The sequence below is a fragment of the Micrococcus sp. genome, assembly GCF_030523875.1.
In the GTDB taxonomy this organism is placed as follows: Bacteria; Actinomycetota; Actinomycetes; order Actinomycetales; family Micrococcaceae; genus Micrococcus.
Genome location: NZ_JAUNHR010000052.1, coordinates 1 through 17,458 on the forward strand (window position 1 = coordinate 1; position 17,458 = coordinate 17,458).

General features: G+C 76.3%; 13 protein-coding genes. 4 read left to right on the top strand and 9 right to left on the bottom strand.

The features are described 5' to 3' along the window. On the top strand, window positions 1–246 hold a 246-nt coding region (locus Q4D18_RS07860; RefSeq protein ID WP_303127084.1), incomplete at its 5' end, for a LysM peptidoglycan-binding domain-containing protein. A 145-nt stretch (window positions 247–391) separates the two neighbouring features. On the opposite strand, the gene argR is transcribed toward Q4D18_RS07860, so the two are convergent. From argR to argC, 6 genes are read right to left on the bottom strand one after another with little or no spacing between them, the layout of a single operon-like run. Further along, window positions 392–877 (bottom strand): arginine repressor, encoded by a 486-nt coding sequence (gene argR / locus Q4D18_RS07865; RefSeq protein ID WP_303127086.1) that lies wholly within the window; start codon window positions 875–877, stop codon window positions 392–394. Beyond that, window positions 877–1,848, bottom strand: a complete 972-nt coding sequence (argF, locus tag Q4D18_RS07870; RefSeq protein ID WP_303127088.1) for an ornithine carbamoyltransferase — start codon at window positions 1,846–1,848, stop codon at window positions 877–879. Before argF ends, argR begins: the two co-directional genes overlap by 1 nt. Beyond that, on the bottom strand, window positions 1,845–3,182 hold the full coding sequence (locus Q4D18_RS07875) for an acetylornithine transaminase (RefSeq protein WP_303127090.1): 1,338 nt from the start codon (window positions 3,180–3,182) through the stop codon (window positions 1,845–1,847). The genes argF and Q4D18_RS07875 overlap by 4 nt, the downstream gene beginning before the upstream one ends. After that, a complete protein-coding gene (argB, locus tag Q4D18_RS07880; protein WP_303127092.1) occupies window positions 3,179–4,165 on the bottom strand; it encodes an acetylglutamate kinase in 987 nt (328 codons plus the stop codon). Before argB ends, Q4D18_RS07875 begins: the two co-directional genes overlap by 4 nt. Before the next feature lie 10 nt (window positions 4,166–4,175). Then, entirely contained in the window at window positions 4,176–5,336 is a 1,161-nt protein-coding gene (argJ, locus tag Q4D18_RS07885; protein ID WP_303127094.1) for a bifunctional glutamate N-acetyltransferase/amino-acid acetyltransferase ArgJ, read from the bottom strand. Beyond that, on the bottom strand, window positions 5,333–6,373 hold the full coding sequence (gene argC / locus Q4D18_RS07890; RefSeq protein WP_303127096.1) for an N-acetyl-gamma-glutamyl-phosphate reductase: 1,041 nt from the start codon (window positions 6,371–6,373) through the stop codon (window positions 5,333–5,335). The genes argJ and argC overlap by 4 nt, the downstream gene beginning before the upstream one ends. A gap of 85 nt (window positions 6,374–6,458) precedes the next feature. Here argC and Q4D18_RS07895 point away from each other — a divergent pair, with 85 nt between their 5' ends. From Q4D18_RS07895 to Q4D18_RS07905, 3 genes are all read left to right on the top strand, one after another. Then, a complete protein-coding gene (locus Q4D18_RS07895) occupies window positions 6,459–7,454 on the top strand; it encodes a quinone oxidoreductase (protein WP_303127098.1) in 996 nt (331 codons plus the stop codon). 174 nt (window positions 7,455–7,628) lie between these two features. Beyond that, window positions 7,629–11,711 carry a Pls/PosA family non-ribosomal peptide synthetase gene (locus tag Q4D18_RS07900; protein WP_303127100.1) on the top strand — a complete coding sequence of 1,361 codons (4,083 nt, stop codon included), beginning with the start codon at window positions 7,629–7,631 and terminating at the stop codon, window positions 11,709–11,711. Further along, complete coding sequence (locus tag Q4D18_RS07905; protein ID WP_303127102.1) at window positions 11,708–13,054, top strand: M1 family metallopeptidase; 1,347 nt, start codon at window positions 11,708–11,710, stop codon at window positions 13,052–13,054. Before Q4D18_RS07900 ends, Q4D18_RS07905 begins: the two co-directional genes overlap by 4 nt. Window positions 13,055–13,091: 37 nt before the next feature. Here Q4D18_RS07905 and Q4D18_RS07910 read toward each other — a convergent pair whose 3' ends face one another. From Q4D18_RS07910 to pheS, 3 genes are read right to left on the bottom strand one after another with little or no spacing between them, the layout of a single operon-like run. Next, window positions 13,092–13,844: a 4'-phosphopantetheinyl transferase superfamily protein gene (locus Q4D18_RS07910; protein WP_303127104.1), complete on the bottom strand. Its 753-nt coding sequence runs from the start codon at window positions 13,842–13,844 to the stop codon at window positions 13,092–13,094. 2 nt (window positions 13,845–13,846) lie between these two features. Beyond that, entirely contained in the window at window positions 13,847–16,396 is a 2,550-nt protein-coding gene (gene pheT, locus Q4D18_RS07915) for a phenylalanine--tRNA ligase subunit beta (protein WP_303127106.1), read from the bottom strand. A 6-nt stretch (window positions 16,397–16,402) separates the two neighbouring features. Then, on the bottom strand, window positions 16,403–17,449 hold the full coding sequence (gene pheS / locus Q4D18_RS07920) for a phenylalanine--tRNA ligase subunit alpha (RefSeq protein WP_303127108.1): 1,047 nt from the start codon (window positions 17,447–17,449) through the stop codon (window positions 16,403–16,405). Between the last annotated feature and the right edge of the window lie 9 nt (window positions 17,450–17,458).

The following is a 17,458-nucleotide window of genomic DNA, read 5'->3' on the forward strand; positions in this document are numbered from 1 at the left end:
GCCGCCGCTGCCAAGGTCTCCAAGTCCGAGCTGGCCGCCGCCGAGAAGGCCAACGAGAAGAACGCCGCCGAGCTGGACCGCGCCGCGGACACCGTCTTCGTGAAGCCGGGCGACTCCCTGTGGATCCTCGCCAACAAGCACGGCGTCGACGGCGGCTGGCAGGCCCTGTACGAGGCCAACCAGGACATCATCGACGACCCGTCGCTGATCTACGTGGGCCAGGAGCTCGTGCTCCCCACCGCGTGATCCACGCCTGAGCGGTCCGCTGACCGTCTCGACGGCCCCCGACCTGAGGGTCGGGGGCCGTCTTCATGTCACCGGCCGACGACGACGCCCCCGAGGAGTGTGCTCCTCGGGGGCGTCGTCGTCGCTCGGCGCGGGTCGGCCCGGATCAGCCCGTCAGGGCCAGCAGGTGGGCGGCCACGCCCGGGGCGTGCTCGACGCCGGCGGTGATCAGGAGGATCGTGTCGTCACCGGCGATCGTGCCCATGACGTTCTCCACGCGGGCCTGGTCGATCACAGAGGCCAGGAACTGGGCGGCGCCCGGCGGGGTGCGCAGGACGACGAGGTTCTCCGTGGGCTCCGCGGAGACGAGCAGCTCGCGCGCCATCATGGCCAGGCGGCTCGCCTGGGCCTCGGTGGTGCGGCCCGGCACGCCCTCCTCCCCCTCGGCGGGCACGGCGTAGACCATGCCCTCCGCGCCGCGCATGCGCACCGCCCCGAGATCCACGAGGTCACGGGAGAGCGTCCCCTGCGTGACGGACAGTCCCCGCTCCACGAGGGCCTCGGACAGCTCCGCCTGCGAGCGGATGGACCGGGTGGCCAGGACGTCCCGGATGGCGGCCTGCCGCGCCGTCTTGGTCGTGGGCGCGCCCATCAGCGGGGGTCCTCGGCGAGGCCGGAGCGGTACAGCAGCCAGGCGATCAGGGCCTTCTGCGCGTGGAGGCGGTTCTCGGCCTCGTCGAACACCACGGACTGCGGCCCGTCGATGACCTCCTCGGTGACCTCGTAGCCGCGGTACGCGGGCAGGCAGTGCAGGAAGATCGCGTCCCGGGCGGCCCGCGCCATGGCGGTCGCGTCCACACGGTAGTCCGTGAAGAGCTCCAGCCGCTGCGCCTTCTCGTCCTCCTGGCCCATGGAGATCCACGTGTCGGTGACGACGACGTCGGCCCCGTTCAGGGCCGCCGCGGCGTCCGTGGTCACGAGGGCGGAGCCGCCCGTCTGCGCCGCCCGCTCCTCGGCTGCGCGCACGACCGCGGGATCCGGCAGGTGGCCCTCCGGGCCGGCCACGCGCACGTGCATGCCCGCGGTGACGCCGGCCAGCAGGTACGAGTTGGCCATGTTGTTGGCGGCGTCGCCCAGGTAGGCCATGGTGAGGCCCTGCGTGCGTCCCTTGTGCTCGCGCACCGTGAGCAGGTCCGCCAGCAGCTGGCAGGGGTGGTAGTCGTCCGAGAGGGCGTTGACGACGGGCACGGACGAGTGCGCGGCCATCTCCTCCAGGCCGGCCTGCGCGTACGTGCGCCACACGATCACGCCCACCATGCGCTCGAGCACGCGGGCGGTGTCCGCCACGGACTCCTTGTGGCCCAGCTGCGACTCGCCCGGGTTCACGATCAGGGGGCTGCCGCCGAGCTCGGCGATGCCGGCGGCGAAGGACACCCGCGTGCGGGTGGAGGTCTTGTCGAAGAACACGATCCCCGTCCGCGGTCCGGCCAGGGGGCGGTGGCGGAAGCGGTCCGCCTTCATCTCGGCGGCCAGGTCCAGCACCTCCGCCTGCTCGGCGGGGCTGAGGTCGGTGTCCACGAGGAAGTGGCGGACGGGCGCGGCGGCCCGCGCGGGGGCGGTCATGCGGTCTCCTCCTTCGGAGCGGCGGGGGTCGGGGACACGTCGCCGGCCGGGACCGGGGCCCCGGACGCGGCGGCGCGCACGAGGCCGGGCAGGGCCTCGACGAAGCGGTCGAGGTCGGCCGGGTCCACCACGAGCGGCGGCGCCAGGCGCAGCGTGTCCGGACCGGTGGCGTTGAGGATCCAGCCCGCCTCGAGGCCGGCGCGGACGACGGCGGGTGCGAGGCCGCCGTCGGGGACGCCCGCGGGCGGCTCGGCGAGGTCCACGCCGATCCAGAGACCATACCCCCGGACCGAGGCCACCTCGTCCAGCGCCCCCAGCCGGGCCACGAGCCGTGTGCCGGAGGCACGGACGTGCTCCAGCAGGTGCTCCCGCTCGATGGTCTCGAGGACGGCCAGGCCCGCGGCCGAGGCCACGGGGTTGCCGCCGAAGGTGGTGCCGTGCTGCCCGGCGGTGAGCAGGCCGGAGACCTCCGGCCCCACGCACACCAGGGCGCCGATCGGGATCCCGCCGCCCAGGCCCTTGGCCAGGGTGACGGCGTCCGGCACCACGGGCTCCGCCCGGCCGGTGACCGCGGGGTTCTGGAAAGCGAACCACGTGCCCGTGCGGCCGACGCCGGACTGCACCTCGTCCAGGATCATCAGCGCCCCGGCCTCCCGGGTGGCCTCCCGGACCGTGGAGAGGTGGCCGGCGGGCCACCCGTGCACGCCCGCCTCCCCCTGCACGGGCTCGAGGATCACGGCCGCCACGGTGCGCCCCTGCGCGTCGGGGGCCAGGGCGGCCCGCAGCGCGTCCGCGTCCCCGCCCGGGACGAACTCGACGCCGCCGGGCAGCGGCTCGAACGGGGCCCGGTAGGCCTCCTTGTGGGTCAGCGCCAGGGCGCCCATGGTGCGGCCGTGGAAGGCACGCTCCATGGCGATCACGCGCGTGCGCCTCCCGGAGGGGTCCTGGGCGCCGTGCCGGCGGGCCAGCTTGAACGCGGCCTCGTTGGCCTCCGTGCCGGAGTTGGCGAAGAACACCGTGGAGCCGGCGGGGGCCTCGGCCCGGGCCAGCAGCGCCTCCGCGAGCCGGATCTGCGGCTCGGACGTGAAGAGGTTGGACACGTGTCCGAGCGTGCCCAGCTGGTCGGTGACGGCCTCCACGATGGCCGGATGGGCGTGGCCGAGGGCGTTCACGGCGATCCCGGCGAGCAGGTCCGTGTACTCCCGCCCGTCCGCGTCCCACACGGACGTGCCCCTGCCGGCCACGAGCGCCCGGGCCGGGGTGCCGAACACGCCGGTGAGCGCGTCCTCGTAGCGGTGCAGCAGCTCCTGCTGGGGGCTGTGTCCGGTGCTCATGCGGTCTCCTCCTCGGGGGCGGGTGCGGCCGGGGCGACGCCGGGCACCACCTGGGTGCCCACGCCGGCGGAGGTGAACACCTCCAGCAGCATCGAGTGGGCGCGGCGCCCGTCCACCACGTGTGCGCGCTCGACGCCGGACGTGACGGCGTGCAGGCACGCGGCCATCTTCGGGATCATGCCGGACTCCAGGTCCGGGAGCAGCTCCCGCAGCTGGTCCGCGGTGAGCGAGCTGATCAGCGAGTCGCGGTCCGGCCAGCGGGCGTAGAGGCCCTCCACGTCCGTCAGGAGTACGAGCTTCGAGGCCCCGAGGGCCGCGGCCAGGGCCGCGGCGGCGGTGTCCGCGTTCACGTTGAGCACCGCGCCGGTGGGACGGCCGTCCGGGCCGATCTCGGGGGCGACCGAGGAGACCACGGGGATCCGGCCGGCGTCGAGCACGTCCTGGAGGGCACTGGGGTCCACATCGGTGACCTCCCCCACCAGGCCGAGGTCCACCTCCTCGCCGTCCACGACGGCGCCCGTCCGGCGGGCCCGGAACAGGCCCGCGTCCTCACCGGAGGAGCCCACCGCGTAGGGGCCGTGGGAGTTGATCAGGCCGACGAGCTCGCGGCCGACCTGACCGGTCAGCACCATGCGGACCACGTCCATGGCCTCGGGCGTGGTCACCCGCAGCCCGCCGCGGAACTCGGACTCCAGGCCCAGGCGGTCCAGCATGGCGTTGATCTGCGGGCCGCCGCCGTGCACCACCACGGGGCGCACGCCCACGTGGCGCAGGAACACGACGTCCTCGGCGAAGGCGCGGCGGAGCTCCTCGGAGACCATCGCGTTGCCGCCGTACTTGACCACCATGGTGGTCCCGGCGAAGTGGCGGATCCACGGCAGCGCCTCGATCAGCACCTCCGCCTTGGCGGCGGCGGTCTCGAGGCGATCGGCGGTGGAGAGGACGGGCACCGCGGCGGTGGTGGGGTCGGCGGGGGCGTTCATGACGGTCACCTCAGGTGGAGTAGGCGGAGTTCTCGTGGACGTAGTCGTGCGTCAGGTCGTTGGTCCAGAGCTCGACGACGGCGTCCCCTGCGTGCAGGTCGATCTCGACCGTGACCTCGCGGCCGGAGAGGTCGACGCCGTCCCGGGGCTCCCCCACACCGGCGGCCCGGCAGACCTGCACCCCGTTGAAGGAGACGTCCAGGGCGTCGGCGTCGAACGGGGCGACGTCCTCGGGGACGGTGCCCACGGCGGAGATGACGCGGCCCCAGTTCGGGTCCTGGCCGAAGATCGCGGCCTTGAAGAGGTTGGACCGGGAGACGGCGCGGGCCACGGCCTCCCCCGCGTCCTCCGAGGAGGCGTTCACCACGCGGATCAGGACGTCGTGCGCGGCCCCCTCGGCGTCGGCCACGAGCTGGCGGGACAGGTCTGCGCACACCGCGTGCAGGCGTTCGGCGAACACCGCCGGCTCCGGGGCGACGCCCGAGGCGCCGGAGGCCATCAGCACCACCGTGTCGTTGGTGGACATGCAGCCGTCCGAGTCGACGCGGTCGAACGTGGTGCGCACGGCCTCGGCGAGGGCCTCCTGCAGGACGGGCGCGGGCAGGTCCGCGTCCGTGGTGATCACACAGAGCATGGTGGCCAGGCCCGGGGCGAGCATGCCCGCGCCCTTGGCCATCCCGCCCACGGTCCAGCCGCCCCCGGCGGAGACGGCGGTCTTGGCCACCGTGTCCGTGGTCTTGATCGCGACGGCGGCGTCCTGGCCGCCGTCCGGGGAGAGGGCCTGCGCGCCCGCGTCCACGCCCGCCAGGAGCAAGTCCATCGGCAGGCGCTCCCCGATCAGGCCCGTGGAGCACACGACGACGTCACCCGCCGAGACCCCCAGGGCCTGCGCCGCGTGCTCGGCGGTCCGGTGCGTGTCCTGGAACCCGGCCGCGCCCGTGGCGGCGTTGGCGCCGCCGGAGTTGAGCACGACGGCGTCCGCCCGGCCGTCCGTGAGCACCTGGCGGGACCAGCGCACGGGGGCGGCGGCCACACGGTTGGCGGTGAACACGCCGGCGGCGGCGTGGGAGGGGCCGTCGTTGAGGACGACGGCGACGTCCGGCGTGCCGGACGGCTTGAGGCCGGCGGTGACGCCGGCGGCGCGGAACCCTGCTGCTGCGGTGACGCTCACGGTGCGACCCCCTGGATCTCGAGCCCGGTCTGCTCGGGCAGGCCGAGGGCGATGTTCATGGACTGGACGGCGCCGCCCGCGGTCCCCTTGGTGAGGTTGTCCAGGGCGGCGGTGACGACCACGCGGCCGGCGTGGGGGTCCACGGCCAGCTGCATGACGACGTGGTTGGAGCCGAGCACCGCCTGGGTGGCGGGCCACTGCCCCTCGGACAGCACGTGCACGAACGGCTCGTCCGCGTACGCCTCCTCCCAGGCCGCGCGGACCCGGGCGGGGTCCGCGTCCGGGCGGAGGCGGGCCGTGGCGGTGGCCAGGATCCCGCGGGGCATGGGGGCGAGCGTGGGCGTGAAGGAGACCTGCACCGGCTCGCCCGCGGCCTGGGCGAGGCCCTGCTCGATCTCCGGGGTGTGGCGGTGCCCGCCGCCCACGCCGTAGGGGCTCATCCCGCCCATCACCTCGGAGCCGAGCAGGTGCGGCTTGAGCGCCTTGCCCGCGCCCGAGGTGCCGGAGGCGGCGACGATCACGACGTCGTCCGGCTCGAGCAGCCCCGCGGCAAAGCCGGGGGCGAGCGCCAGGATGGAGGTGGTGGGGTAGCAGCCGGGCACGGCGATGCGCGTGGTGCCGGCGAGGCGCTCCCGCTGGCCGGGCAGCTCCGGCAGGCCGTAGGGCCAGGTCCCGGCGTGCTCCGAGCCGTAGAAGCGCTCCCAGTCCGCGGCGGACTCGAGGCGGTGGTCCGCGCCGGCGTCGATCACGAGGGTGCCCGGCGCCCGCTCCTGGAGCTCGGCGGCCAGCGCGGCGGAGGCCCCGTGCGGCAGGGCGAGCACGACGACGTCGTGCCCGGCGAGGACGTCCGCGGTGGTGTCCTGGAGCACCCGGTCCGCGAGCGCGTGCAGGTGCGGCTGGAGCGCGCCGAGGCGCTCGCCGGCGTGGGAGTGGGCGGTGACGGCCCCGATCTGCACCTGGGGGTGGCCCGCGAGCAGCCGCAGGACCTCTCCCCCGGCGTAGCCGCTGGCCCCGGAGACGGCGACGGTGTGTGTCATGCGCGCCAGCCTAGCCCATGTATTCCACGCACGGAATATGTATGCAGAAGGATGTCGGCGGCGTCGGGACTCGTAGAGTGCGGGCATGGACTCCGCCCCGCAGCCGCCCCGCACCCACCACGCCGTCGTCGCCGAGCGCACGGGCGGCCCCGAGGTCCTGGAGTGGGCCGAGGTCCCCGTCCCCCGCCCCGGGCCCGGGGAGGTCCTGGTGCGGACGGCGGCCGCGGGGCTGAACTTCATCGAGACCTACCAGCGTTCGGGGGTGTACGACGTGCCGCGCCCGTTCACCCCGGGCTCGGAGGGCTCGGGCACCGTGGTGGCCCTCGGCGAGGGCGTGGACGACGCGCTGCGCGGCGCCCGGGTGGCGACGGCCGGCGGGCGCGCCACGTACGCCGAGCACTTCCTCGCCCCCGCGGACGCGCTGCTGCCGGTGCCCGAGGGCGTGGACCTCGCGGACGCGGCCGCCCTGCCGCTGCAGGGCATGACCGCCCACTACCTGTGCCGCTCGACGTTCCCCGTGGAGCCGGGACAGACCGTGGTGGTCACGGCCGGCGCCGGCGGCGTCGGCCTGCTCCTGACCCAGCTGGCCGCCGCGCGCGGGGCGCAGGTGGTGACCACCGCCTCCACCGAGGCCAAGCGGGCGCTGTCCCGGGCCGCCGGGGCTGCGGTGGCGGTGGACTACGCCGACCTGCGCGACGCCGTCGCCGACGCCACCGACGGCGAGGGGGCGCACGCGGTGTTCGACGGCGTCGGGGCCGCCACCTTCGAGGACTCCCTGGCCGTGCTGCGCGTGCGCGGCATGCTGGTGCTGTTCGGCGGCGCCTCCGGCCAGGTGCCCCCGTTCGACCTCCAGCGGCTCAACGCCGGCGGGGCGCTGTTCGTCACCCGGCCCTCCCTCGCCCACTACACGCGCACCGCGCAGGAGACCCGGTGGCGCGGGGAGGAGCTGTTCGAGGCGTGGGCCGCGGGCACGCTGGACGTGCGGATCGGCGAGCGCGTGCCCCTGTCCGAGGCCGGTCGGGCCCACGCGCTGCTGGAGTCCCGGGCGACCACGGGCAAGGTGCTGCTCACCCTCGACTGAGCGCGGCCGCCCCCGGCCCAAGATGAACAGCAGGTGAACTAGACTGACGCGGCTCGGCGTCGCCGGGTCCGCCCCCCCCCCGGCCGCCCCCCCCCCCCCCGGCCCCGCGGGCCCGGGGCCCCCCCCCCGGGCCCCCGCCCGTCCGTCCCCCGCCCCGCCGTCCTCGGAGGTCCTGTGACCGCACCGACGTCCACCGTCCATCCGCCCCAGCTGCCCGGCTCCGACCGCACCCCCGCCCCGCGCACCCTGATCGACGTCCTCGAGGCCACCGTGCGCGAGCACCCCGAGGCCCCGGCCCTCGACGACGGCACCGCCCAGCTGACGTACACCGACCTGCAGGAGCGCGTGCTGGCCTCGGCCCGGTTCCTCGCGGACCACGGGATCGGCGCGGGCGACCGCGTCGGCGTGCGCATCGCCTCGGGCACGGCCGACCTGTACGTCTCGATCCTCGCCGTCCTGGCCGTGGGCGCCGCGTACGTCCCCGTGGACGCCGACGACCCCGACGAGCGCGCCCGCCTCGTCTTCGGCGAGGCCCGCGTGGCCGGCGTGCTGACCGGCGAGCGCCGCCTGACGGACGCGGCCGGCGCCGGGGCCCCCTCGGCCCCCGCACCCGAGGCCGACGCCGGCCCCGCCCCCACCGCCGAGGCCCGCCCGCCGCGGCTGGAGGACGACGCGTGGATCATCTTCACGTCCGGCTCCACCGGCACGCCGAAGGGCGTCGCCGTCTCGCACCGCTCCGCGGCCGCCTTCGTGGACGCCGAGGCCCGGCTCTTCCTCGCCGAGGATCCCCTCGGCCCCGGCGACCGCGTGCTCGCCGGCCTCTCGGTGGCCTTCGACGCCTCCTGCGAGGAGATGTGGCTGGCGTGGCGGCACGGCGCCTGCCTGGTGCCCGCGCCCCGGGCCCTCGTGCGCTCGGGCATGGACCTCGGCCCCTGGCTGGCCGAGCGGCGGATCACCGCGGTGTCCACCGTGCCCACCCTGGCCGCGATGTGGCCCACCGAGGCGATGGACAACGTGCGCCTGCTGATCTTCGGCGGCGAGGCCTGCCCCCCGGAGCTCGCCGCGCGCCTGGCCGTGCCCGGGCGCGAGGTGTGGAACACCTACGGCCCCACCGAGGCCACCGTCGTGGCGTGCGCCGCCCCGCTGACCGGCCACGGCCCCGTGCGGATCGGCTTGCCCCTGGACGGCTGGGACCTGGCCGTCGTCGACCCCGCCACGGGCGTGCCCGTGGCCGCCGGGGACAGCGGCGAGTTGATCATCGGCGGCGTCGGGCTGGCCCGCTACCTGGACCCTGCCAAGGACGCCGAGAAGTACGCCCCGATGCCCACCCTGGGCTGGGAGCGGGCCTACCGCTCCGGGGACCTGGTGGTGAACGACCCCGAGGGCCTCGTGTTCCTGGGTCGCGCCGACGACCAGGTGAAGGTGGGCGGCCGGCGCATCGAGCTGGGCGAGGTGGACTCGGCCCTGCAGAACCTGCCCGGCGTGCAGGGCGGGGCGGCGGCCGTGCGGACCACCCCGGCCGGCAACCAGCTGCTGATCGGCTACCTCAAGCCCACCGGTGACCTCGAGGACTTCGACCTCGACGCCGCGCACGCCCGGCTGGCGGAGGAGCTGCCCGCCGCGATCGTCCCGCGCCTGGCCCTCGTGGGGACGCTGCCCACCAAGACCTCGGGCAAGGTGGACCGCCACGCCCTGCCGTGGCCCCTGCCCGGCGCCGCCGACGACGCCGCGGACGCCCCCGACGAGTCCACCCCGGACGGCTGGGTCCTGGCCCAGTGGGCCGCCGTGCTCGGCGCCGCCCCGGCCGGCGGCGACACCGACTTCTTCTCCGCCGGCGGCGGGTCGCTGGCCGCCGCGCAGCTCGTGGCGCGCCTGCGCGGGCGGCACCCGGGCGTCACCGTCCAGGACGTCTACCGGAACCCCACCGCGGACGGCCTCGTCCGCGCCGTCCTCGGGGACGACGGCGACGGCCCCGACCGCCTCGAGGTGCACGAGCGCGCAGTCGCCTCGACGCGGCGCCGGACCCAGTGGGCGCAGACGCTCGTGGGGCTGCCGCTGTTCGTGCTGCCCGCCCTGCGGCTGGGCGTGTGGACCGGCGTCGTGGTCAACCTGCTGGCGCTGACCGGGCTGGCCCCCGGGCTGCCCACGGTGTCCTGGTGGACGCTGGCCGTCGTCGGCCTGGTGGTGGTGACCGCCCCCGGGCGCATGCTCGTGGCCGCCTTGGCCGCCCGCCTGCTGCTGCGCGGCGTCAGGCCCGGCGCCCACCCCCGCGGCGGCCGCGTGCACCTGCGCCTGTGGCTGGCGCAGCAGGTCACCGACCTCGTGGACCCGTACTCCCTGGCCGGGGCCGGCTGGATGCCGGCGTACGCCCGGCTGCTGGGCAACCGGATCGGCAGGGACGTGGACCTGCACACCATCCCCCCGGTCACCGGCCTGCTCACGGTCGGGGACGGGGCCTCGATCGAGCCGGAGGTGGACCTCTCCGGCCACTGGGTGGACGGCGACGTCGTCCGCATCGGCCGGATCCGCATCGGCGAGGGGGCCGTGGTCGGCTCCCGCTCCACCCTCCTGCCGGGCGCCCGCGTGGGCGCCGGGGCCCACGTCGAGGCCGGCTCCACCGTGGCCGGCCGCCTGCGCGGCGGACGCCGGCACGGGGGCTCCCCCGCCGTCCGGCTGGGCCGCGTGCGCCCGGGCGGGGCGCCCGAGACCGCCCCGCCGGCCCGCCCCGGCTGGCGCGTGCTGTCCACGCTCGCCTCCACCGTCCTCGCGCTGCTGCCCCTGGCCGCCGCCGCGGCCGCCGGCGCCGTCGGGCTGTGGTCCCTGACCTGGTGGCCCCCCGCGGACGCGACCGCGCCCGCGGCCGCCGTCGTGCAGACCGCCGGCCGGCTGCTCGCGGCCAGCCCCCTGATCGCCGCCGTGTGGTTCACGGCCCAGGCGCTGCTCGTGCTGGCCGCCGTGCGCCTGCTCTCGCTGGGCGTCACCGCCGGCCACCACCCCGTGCGCTCGCGGGTGGGCTGGCAGATCTGGGCGATCGAGCGGCTGCTCGACGCCGCCCGCGACCAGCTCTTCCCGCTCTACGCCTCGCGCCTGACCCCCACGTGGCTGCGCCTGCTCGGCGCCCGGATCGGCCGGGACGTCGAGGCGTCCACCGTGGTCCTGCTGCCGTCGATGACCCAGGTCGGCGACGGCGCGTTCCTCGCCGACGACACCATGGTCTCCTCCTACTCCCTCGAGGGCGGCTGGATGCACGTGGCCCCCTCGAAGGTCGGCAAGCGCTCCTTCGTGGGCAACTCGGGCATGGTGCCGGGCGGGCGCACGCTGCGCCGCGACTCGCTCGTGGCCGTGCTCTCCACCGCCCCGGCCAAGACCCAGAAGGGCAGCTCGTGGATGGGCTCCCCGCCCGTGCGCCTGCGCCGCACCGAGGTCGCCGCCGACGCCGCCCTCACCTACGCCCCGCCGGCCCGGCTCAAGGCCGCCCGCTCGGCCTGGGAGGCCCTGCGCGCGATCCCGGTGTGGCTGCACGTCGCGCTCACGATCGCCGTCGGTGGGGCGCTCGCGGCCCTGGCCGCCGTCGGGACCTGGTGGCTGACCGCCGCGCTCGGCGGCGCCGTCCTGCTGGCGGCGGGCGCGCTGGCCGCGCTCCTCACGGTGGCGGCCAAGCGGATCCTCGTGGGACGCATCCGCCCCGGCGAGCACCCGCTGTGGTCCTCGTTCATCTGGCGCAACGAGGTGGCGGACACGTTCACCGAGGTCCTCGCCGCGCCGTGGTTCGCCCGCGCCGCCGCCGGCACCCCCGCCCTGGTGTGGTTCCTGCGCGCGATGGGCGCTCGCATCGGCCGCGGCGCGTGGGTGGAGTCCTACTGGCTGCCCGAGGCGGACCTGGTGACCCTCGGCGACGGCGCCGCCGTGAACCGCGGCTGCGTGGTGCAGACCCACCTCTTCCACGACCGCGTCATGGCCCTGGACGAGGTGGTCCTCGACGACGGCGCCACCCTGGGCCCGAACTCGGTGGTCCTGCCCGCGGCGCGCCTCGGTGAGGGCACCACCGTGGGCGCCGGCTCCCTCGTCATGCGCGGCGAGCACCTGCCCGGCGGCACGTGGTGGCTCGGCAACCCGGTGTCCCCCTGGCGCCGGCCCGGCCGCACACCCGGCGCCCGCCCCGTGTCCCCCGGCGGCTCCAGCGCCGCGCCCGCCGCCGGACAGGACGCCCCGTCCTCCCCCACCCCTGACCCCGCCCCCGAAGGAGCCGACCGATGAGCACCGACCCCTACCTGCCCGGCGTCGGCACCGACGCGGCGACCGTGGAGCACCTGCAGGTGGAGCTCGACGTCCGCCTGGCCGCCAACCGCGTGGCCGGCACGGCCGTGCTGCACCTGCGCCTGCTGCGCCAGACGGCCGAGGTGGAGCTGGACCTGCACCGGCTGGCCGTGGACGAGGCCCGCGCCGCCGTCGACGGTCGGGCGCTGCGCGTCCGGGCGAGCCGGCCGCGGTCCCGCCCCCACCGGGTGGTCGTGGCCCTGGGCGAGTCCCTGCCGGCGGGCACCCCGGTGGAGCTGACGCTGCGGTACTCGGGCCACCCGACCCCGCGCCGCAGCCCGTGGGGGACGATCGGCTGGGAGGAGCTGACCGACGGCGTGCTGGTGGCGGGCCAGCCGCACGGCGCGTCCACGTGGGTGCCCTGCATCGACTCCCCCGCCGTGCGCCAGACCGCGGACATCACCCTCACCACGGACGCCGGCTACCTGCCGCTGGCCAACGGCCGCGGGCAGCGCGTGCGCACGCGCGGCTCGCGGGAGACGTGGCGCTGGGTGATGGACCGCCCCGTCCCCGCGTACCTGCTGACGGTGCAGATCGGCCGCTGCCGCCAGGTGACCGCCCCGGGCAGCGAGGGCGCCCCGGGCGTGCCGCCGCTGCGGCTCGTGGTCTCCCCCCGTCACCAGGCGCGGGCGGAGCAGGCGATGGCCGCGCAGGGGCGCATGATGCAGGTGTTCACGCAGGCCTACGGCCCCTACCCGTTCGAGGACTACGCGGCCGTGGTGGCCGACGAGGAGCTCGAGATCCCGCTCGAGGCGGCCGGCCTGTCCCTGTTCGGCACCAACCACCTGGACGGCTCGTGGGACTCCGAGCGGCTGATCGCCCACGAGATGGCCCACCAGTGGTTCGGCAACGCCGTCACCCTGGGGCGCTGGTCCGACCTCTGGCTCCACGAGGGCTTCGCCTGCTACTCCGAGTGGCTGTGGGCGGAGGCCACGGGCCGTTCCTCCGTGATGTCCATGGCCCGGCGGGCCTGGCACGGGCTGCGGGCACAGCCGGAGGACCTCCTCCTGGCCGATCCCGGCCCCCAGGACATGTTCGACGACCGCGTCTACAAGCGTGGCGCCCTCACCGTGGTGGCCCTGCGCCGCCTCCTGGGCGACGCCGTGTTCGGCGAGGCGGTCCGGGACTGGGTCGCGCGCAACGCCTTCGCCACCGTGGACTCCACCGCCCTGCGCGCCCACCTCCACTCCTGGGCGCCCCGGGCCGGGGTGGGCACCGACGACGTCGACGCCCTGCTCGACGCCTGGACCCTCCGCCCGGAGCTGCCCGCCTTCCCGGACTGAGCCCGGCCGCCGTCGGGCACCGGCTGCGGTGCGGCGCTCAGCGCGCCGGGCCGCGCAGGGCCAGCGCCCCGCACACGCCCGGCGGCAGGCCCGCCGCTCGCAGGACGCGCGCGTCCAGGTCGACGGCGGCGCCCGGGCCGGGCGCCCGCGCCGACACGTCCGCCGGGTCCCCGGTGAAGCCGGTCCCCGCGGCCTTCACCAGGGCCTCCTTGCGCGTCCAGAGCCGGACGCGTGCGGCGGGCCTGTCGGCCGGGGGCAGGCCCGCGACCCACGCCCGCTCCCCGGCCGAGAGGCCGACGTCCCCGAGGCCGTCGGGGCCGGCGAAGGCGGAGGCGTCGCGGCGCTCGAGGTCGAGGCCGAGTCCCCACGCCCGCCCGGCGGCGGCTGCTCCGGCGAGGAACGCGTCCCCGCGCCGCCCCGGCCTCCGCCGGGTCTCCCTCTCCGTCTCCGCGCCCGGCGTCCACCACGCGGCCACGCGCAGGCGCGTGCCGTCGTCGTCGGCGACGCCCGTCAGGGACACGAGCGCCCGCCGCCCGGCCGGCAGGCCGGTGAGCCGCGGCGCCCCGTGCACCTCGGAGCCGCACGCCGGGCACCGCCGCGCCAGCCCGAGAGGGCCGGGGTCGACGCCCCACACTCCGGCCAGGGCCTCCCGCACCCGGATCAGGAGGCGGCGGTCCGCCTCGGCGCGTGGAACGGACCCGGACGCGGCGGCGGCCGCCCCCGCGGGTGCGGGGACGGCCGTCGTCAGGCCCCACACGCCCGGCAGGGCGTCCGCGGGGCGGGCGGTCATGCTCAGCGCTGGACCGCGCCGTGGCGCTCGGCGGCGAGCGCGGTGGCGGCCGCCCGGGCCTCGGAGGCCTCGTCCGCGGTGAGCGTGCGGTCCGGGGCGCGGAACCGCAGGGTGAACGCGAGGGACTTGTGGCCCTCCGGCACGCCGGTGCCCTCGTAGACGTCGAACAGGGCGACGTCCTCGAGCAGCTCGCCGGCCCCCTCGGCCAGGGTGACGCGCACGTCGCCGGCCACCACGTCCGAGGCCACCACGAGCGCGACGTCCTGGGTGGACGCCGGGTACGTGGACAGCGGGCGGGCCACCACGCGCTCGGCGGAGGCGGCCATCACGGCGTCGAGGTCCAGCTCGAACGCGCCGGTGCGGGCGGGCATGTCCGCGCTCTCGAGCCAGGCCGGGAGCAGCTCGCCGGCCACGCCCACCGCGGTGCCGTCCGGCAGCGCGAGGGTCGCGGTGCGCCCGGGGTGGAACGCCTGGTGCGCGCCCTGGGACACCGTCAGCTCCACCCCGACGGTCCGACCCACCGCGAGAGCCGCGGCGATCGGGTCCTGCCAGTCGAAGGCGCGCGGGGCGAACCCGGCGCCGGGGGCCGCCTCGTGCCCGGCGAAGGCGCCGGCCACGAGGCGCGGCTGGTCCGGGATGCCGGCCTGCAGCCCCGCGAGGGTCTGCTCGGAGGGGTGCACGCCGATCGGCTCGTTGGAGGGCGAGCCGAGGGACTCCCCGGGCAGGAACACCGCGCCCACCTCGTACAGCGCCACGTCCTTGAAGCCGCGGGCGACGTTGCGGCGCACGGCCTCGAGCAGGTTCGGCAGCAGCGACGTGCGCAGCCACCCGAACTCGGAGGAGATGGGGTTGGCGAGGCGGACCATGCGCTGGGCCGCGCCCTCGGCCTCCGTGGCGGAGCCGAACAGGCGGTTCTGCGCCTCGGAGACGAACGGGTAGGACAGCACCTCGGTGAGACCGCCGCCGGCCAGCGCGTCCGCCACGCGGCGGCGCTGGGCCTGCGCGCGGGTCAGGCCGCGCCCGGGCGGGGCGACGGGCAGGGTCGAGGGGATGCGGTCGAAGCCGTCCAGGCGGGCGACCTCCTCCACGAGGTCCTCGGGCACGCGCAGGTCGTGCCGCCAGGAGGGGGCGGTCACGCGCAGCACGTCCCCGGCGTCCTCCACCTGCGCGCCGAGCATCTCGAGCAGCTCGACGACGCGCTCGCGCGGGTAGTCCACGCCGATGCGCCGGGAGGGGTACTCCGGGTCCAGCTCGACGACGACCGGGTCGGGACGCTCGCCCACGTCGGTGACGCCGGGGGCCGCGGTGCCGCCGGCCAGCTCGACGAGCAGCTGCACGGCGCGCTCGGCGGCCTCGTCCGCGATCTCCCAGTCCACCCCGCGCTCGTTGCGCTTGGACGCCTCGGAGGGCAGCCGGTGGCGGCGACGGGTGCGGGCGATGGACACCGGGTCGAAGTGCGCGGACTCGATCAGCACGCGGGTGGTGGTCCCGGAGACCTCGGTGGCGGCGCCGCCCATGACGCCGGCCAGGCCGATCGCCCCGGACTCGTCCGCGATCACGAGGTCCTCGGGGTCGAGGGTGCGCTCCTTGTCGTCCAGGGTGCGCAGGGTCTCCCCCGCCGCCGCGCGGCGCACGGTGATCCCGCCCGTGAGGCGGTCGGCGTCGTAGAAGTGCAGCGGCTGGCCGAGCTCCCACATCACGTAGTTGGACACGTCCACGGGCAGGGAGTGCGGGCGGATGCCGGCCAGGCGCAGGCGCGCGGCCATCCACGGCGGCGTGACGGCGGCCGGGTCCACGCCCTCGACCACGCGGGCCACGAACCGGTCGCACCCGGGGACCCCGTAGATCGGGGCCTCGTCCGCGAGCGCGACGCGCGGGCCGGCGTCGTCCGCGGCGGGCGGGGCGATCCCCGCGGCCGGGTCCGTGAACGCGGTGCCGGTGGCGTGCGCGTACTCGCGGGCCATGCCGCGGATGCTGAAGCCGTAGGAGCGGTCCGGGGTGACGTTGACCTCGGCGGCCTGCTCGCGCAGCCGGAACAGGTCGAACACGTCCGTGCCGACCTCGGGGTCCAGGCCCAGGTCGGAGAGCACGATGATGCCGTCGTGGTCGTCCCCGAGGCCGAGCTCGCGCATCGAGGCCATCATGCCCGCGGACACGTGCCCGTAGGTCTTGCGCGGGGAGATGCGGAAGTCGCCGGGCAGCACGGCGCCGGGCAGGCACACGACCACCTTGTCCCCGGCTTCGAAGTTCTGGGCGCCGCACACGATGCCCTGCACGCCGGAGGGCTCCACGCCCTCGCCGGTCAGGGTCTGCTCGGCGCCCTCGGGCACCACGCGGACCTGGCACCAGTTGATCGTCTTGCCGTTCTTCTGCGGCTCGGGCTCCTTGGACAGGACCTGCCCGACGACGAGCGGGCCGGTGAGCCCGTCCGCGGGACGGTGCACGTCCTCCTCCTCGAAGCCGACGCTCACGAGGTCGGCGAGGACGTCCTCGGCGGTGGCGTCGGCCGGGACCTGCGCGAACTCGCGCAGCCAGTCAAGCGGGATACGCACGGAAGATCAGAGCTCCATTCCGAAGTGCTGGGAGAAGCGGACGTCGCCTTCGATCATGTCCCGCATGTCCGGGACGTCGTTGCGGAACATGAGCGTGCGCTCGACGCCCATGCCGAACGCGAACCCGGAGTACTCCTCCGGGTCGATGCCGGCCGAGCGCAGCACGTTCGGGTGGACCATGCCGCAGCCGCCCCACTCGATCCACTGCGGGCCGCCCTTGGCCTGGGGCTGCCACACGTCCATCTCGGCCGAGGGCTCGGTGAACGGGAAGAAGTTGGGGCGCAGGCGGATCCTCGCCTCCGGCCCGAACATCTGCCGGGCGAAGGACTCGAGGGTGCCGCGCAGGTCCGCCATGGTCAGGCCGCGGTCCACGGCCAGACCCTCGAACTGGTGGAAGACCGGGGTGTGCGTGGCGTCCAGCTCGTCCGTGCGGAAGGTGCGGCCCGGGCACAGGACGTACACGGGGGCGCCGCGCTCGAGCATGGAGCGCACCTGCACCGGGGAGGTGTGGGTGCGCAGCAGCAGGTTGGACTCGCGGGGCTCCACGAAGAAGGTGTCCTGCATCTCACGTGCCGGGTGGTCCGGCGGGAAGTTCAGGGCGTTGAAGTTGAACCAGTCGTGCTCCAGCTCCGGGCCCTCCGCGATCTCCCAGCCCATGCCCACGAAGATGTCCGCGACGCGCTCCTGCAGCAGGGACAGCGGATGGCGGGCGCCGGTGAGGCGACGCGCGGCGGCCGCGGTGACGTCCACGGCCTCCTCGCGCAGCATGCGCTCGGCGTGCTCGGCCTCGAGCTGGACGGTGCGTGCCGCCAGGGCCTTGTTCACGCGGCCGCGCGCGGCGCCCATCGTCTTGCCGGCGGTGGCCTTCTGGTCCTTGGGCAGGGCGCCGATGGACTTGTTGGCCAGGGTCAGGGGCGCGCGGTCGCCGGTGTGGGCCAGGCGTGCGGCCTTGAGCTCGTCGAGGTCCGCGGCGGCGTCGAACGCCGCGAGCGCGGCCTGCACGGCGGCGTCCACCGCCTCCGCGTCCACGGGGGAGATCTCCGCCACGGCCACGGGGGGCTC

Coding starts and splice junctions, on each gene's coding strand:
- argR (WP_303127086.1), bottom strand. CDS start 877: ATGGGCGCGCCCACGACCAAGACGGCGCGGCAGGCCGCCATCCGGGAC.
- argF (WP_303127088.1), bottom strand. CDS start 1,848: ATGACCGCCCCCGCGCGGGCCGCCGCGCCCGTCCGCCACTTCCTCGTG.
- Q4D18_RS07875 (WP_303127090.1), bottom strand. CDS start 3,182: ATGAGCACCGGACACAGCCCCCAGCAGGAGCTGCTGCACCGCTACGAG.
- argB (WP_303127092.1), bottom strand. CDS start 4,165: ATGAACGCCCCCGCCGACCCCACCACCGCCGCGGTGCCCGTCCTCTCC.
- argC (WP_303127096.1), bottom strand. CDS start 6,373: ATGACACACACCGTCGCCGTCTCCGGGGCCAGCGGCTACGCCGGGGGA.
- Q4D18_RS07895 (WP_303127098.1), top strand. CDS start 6,459: ATGGACTCCGCCCCGCAGCCGCCCCGCACCCACCACGCCGTCGTCGCC.
- Q4D18_RS07905 (WP_303127102.1), top strand. CDS start 11,708: ATGAGCACCGACCCCTACCTGCCCGGCGTCGGCACCGACGCGGCGACC.
- Q4D18_RS07910 (WP_303127104.1), bottom strand. CDS start 13,844: ATGACCGCCCGCCCCGCGGACGCCCTGCCGGGCGTGTGGGGCCTGACG.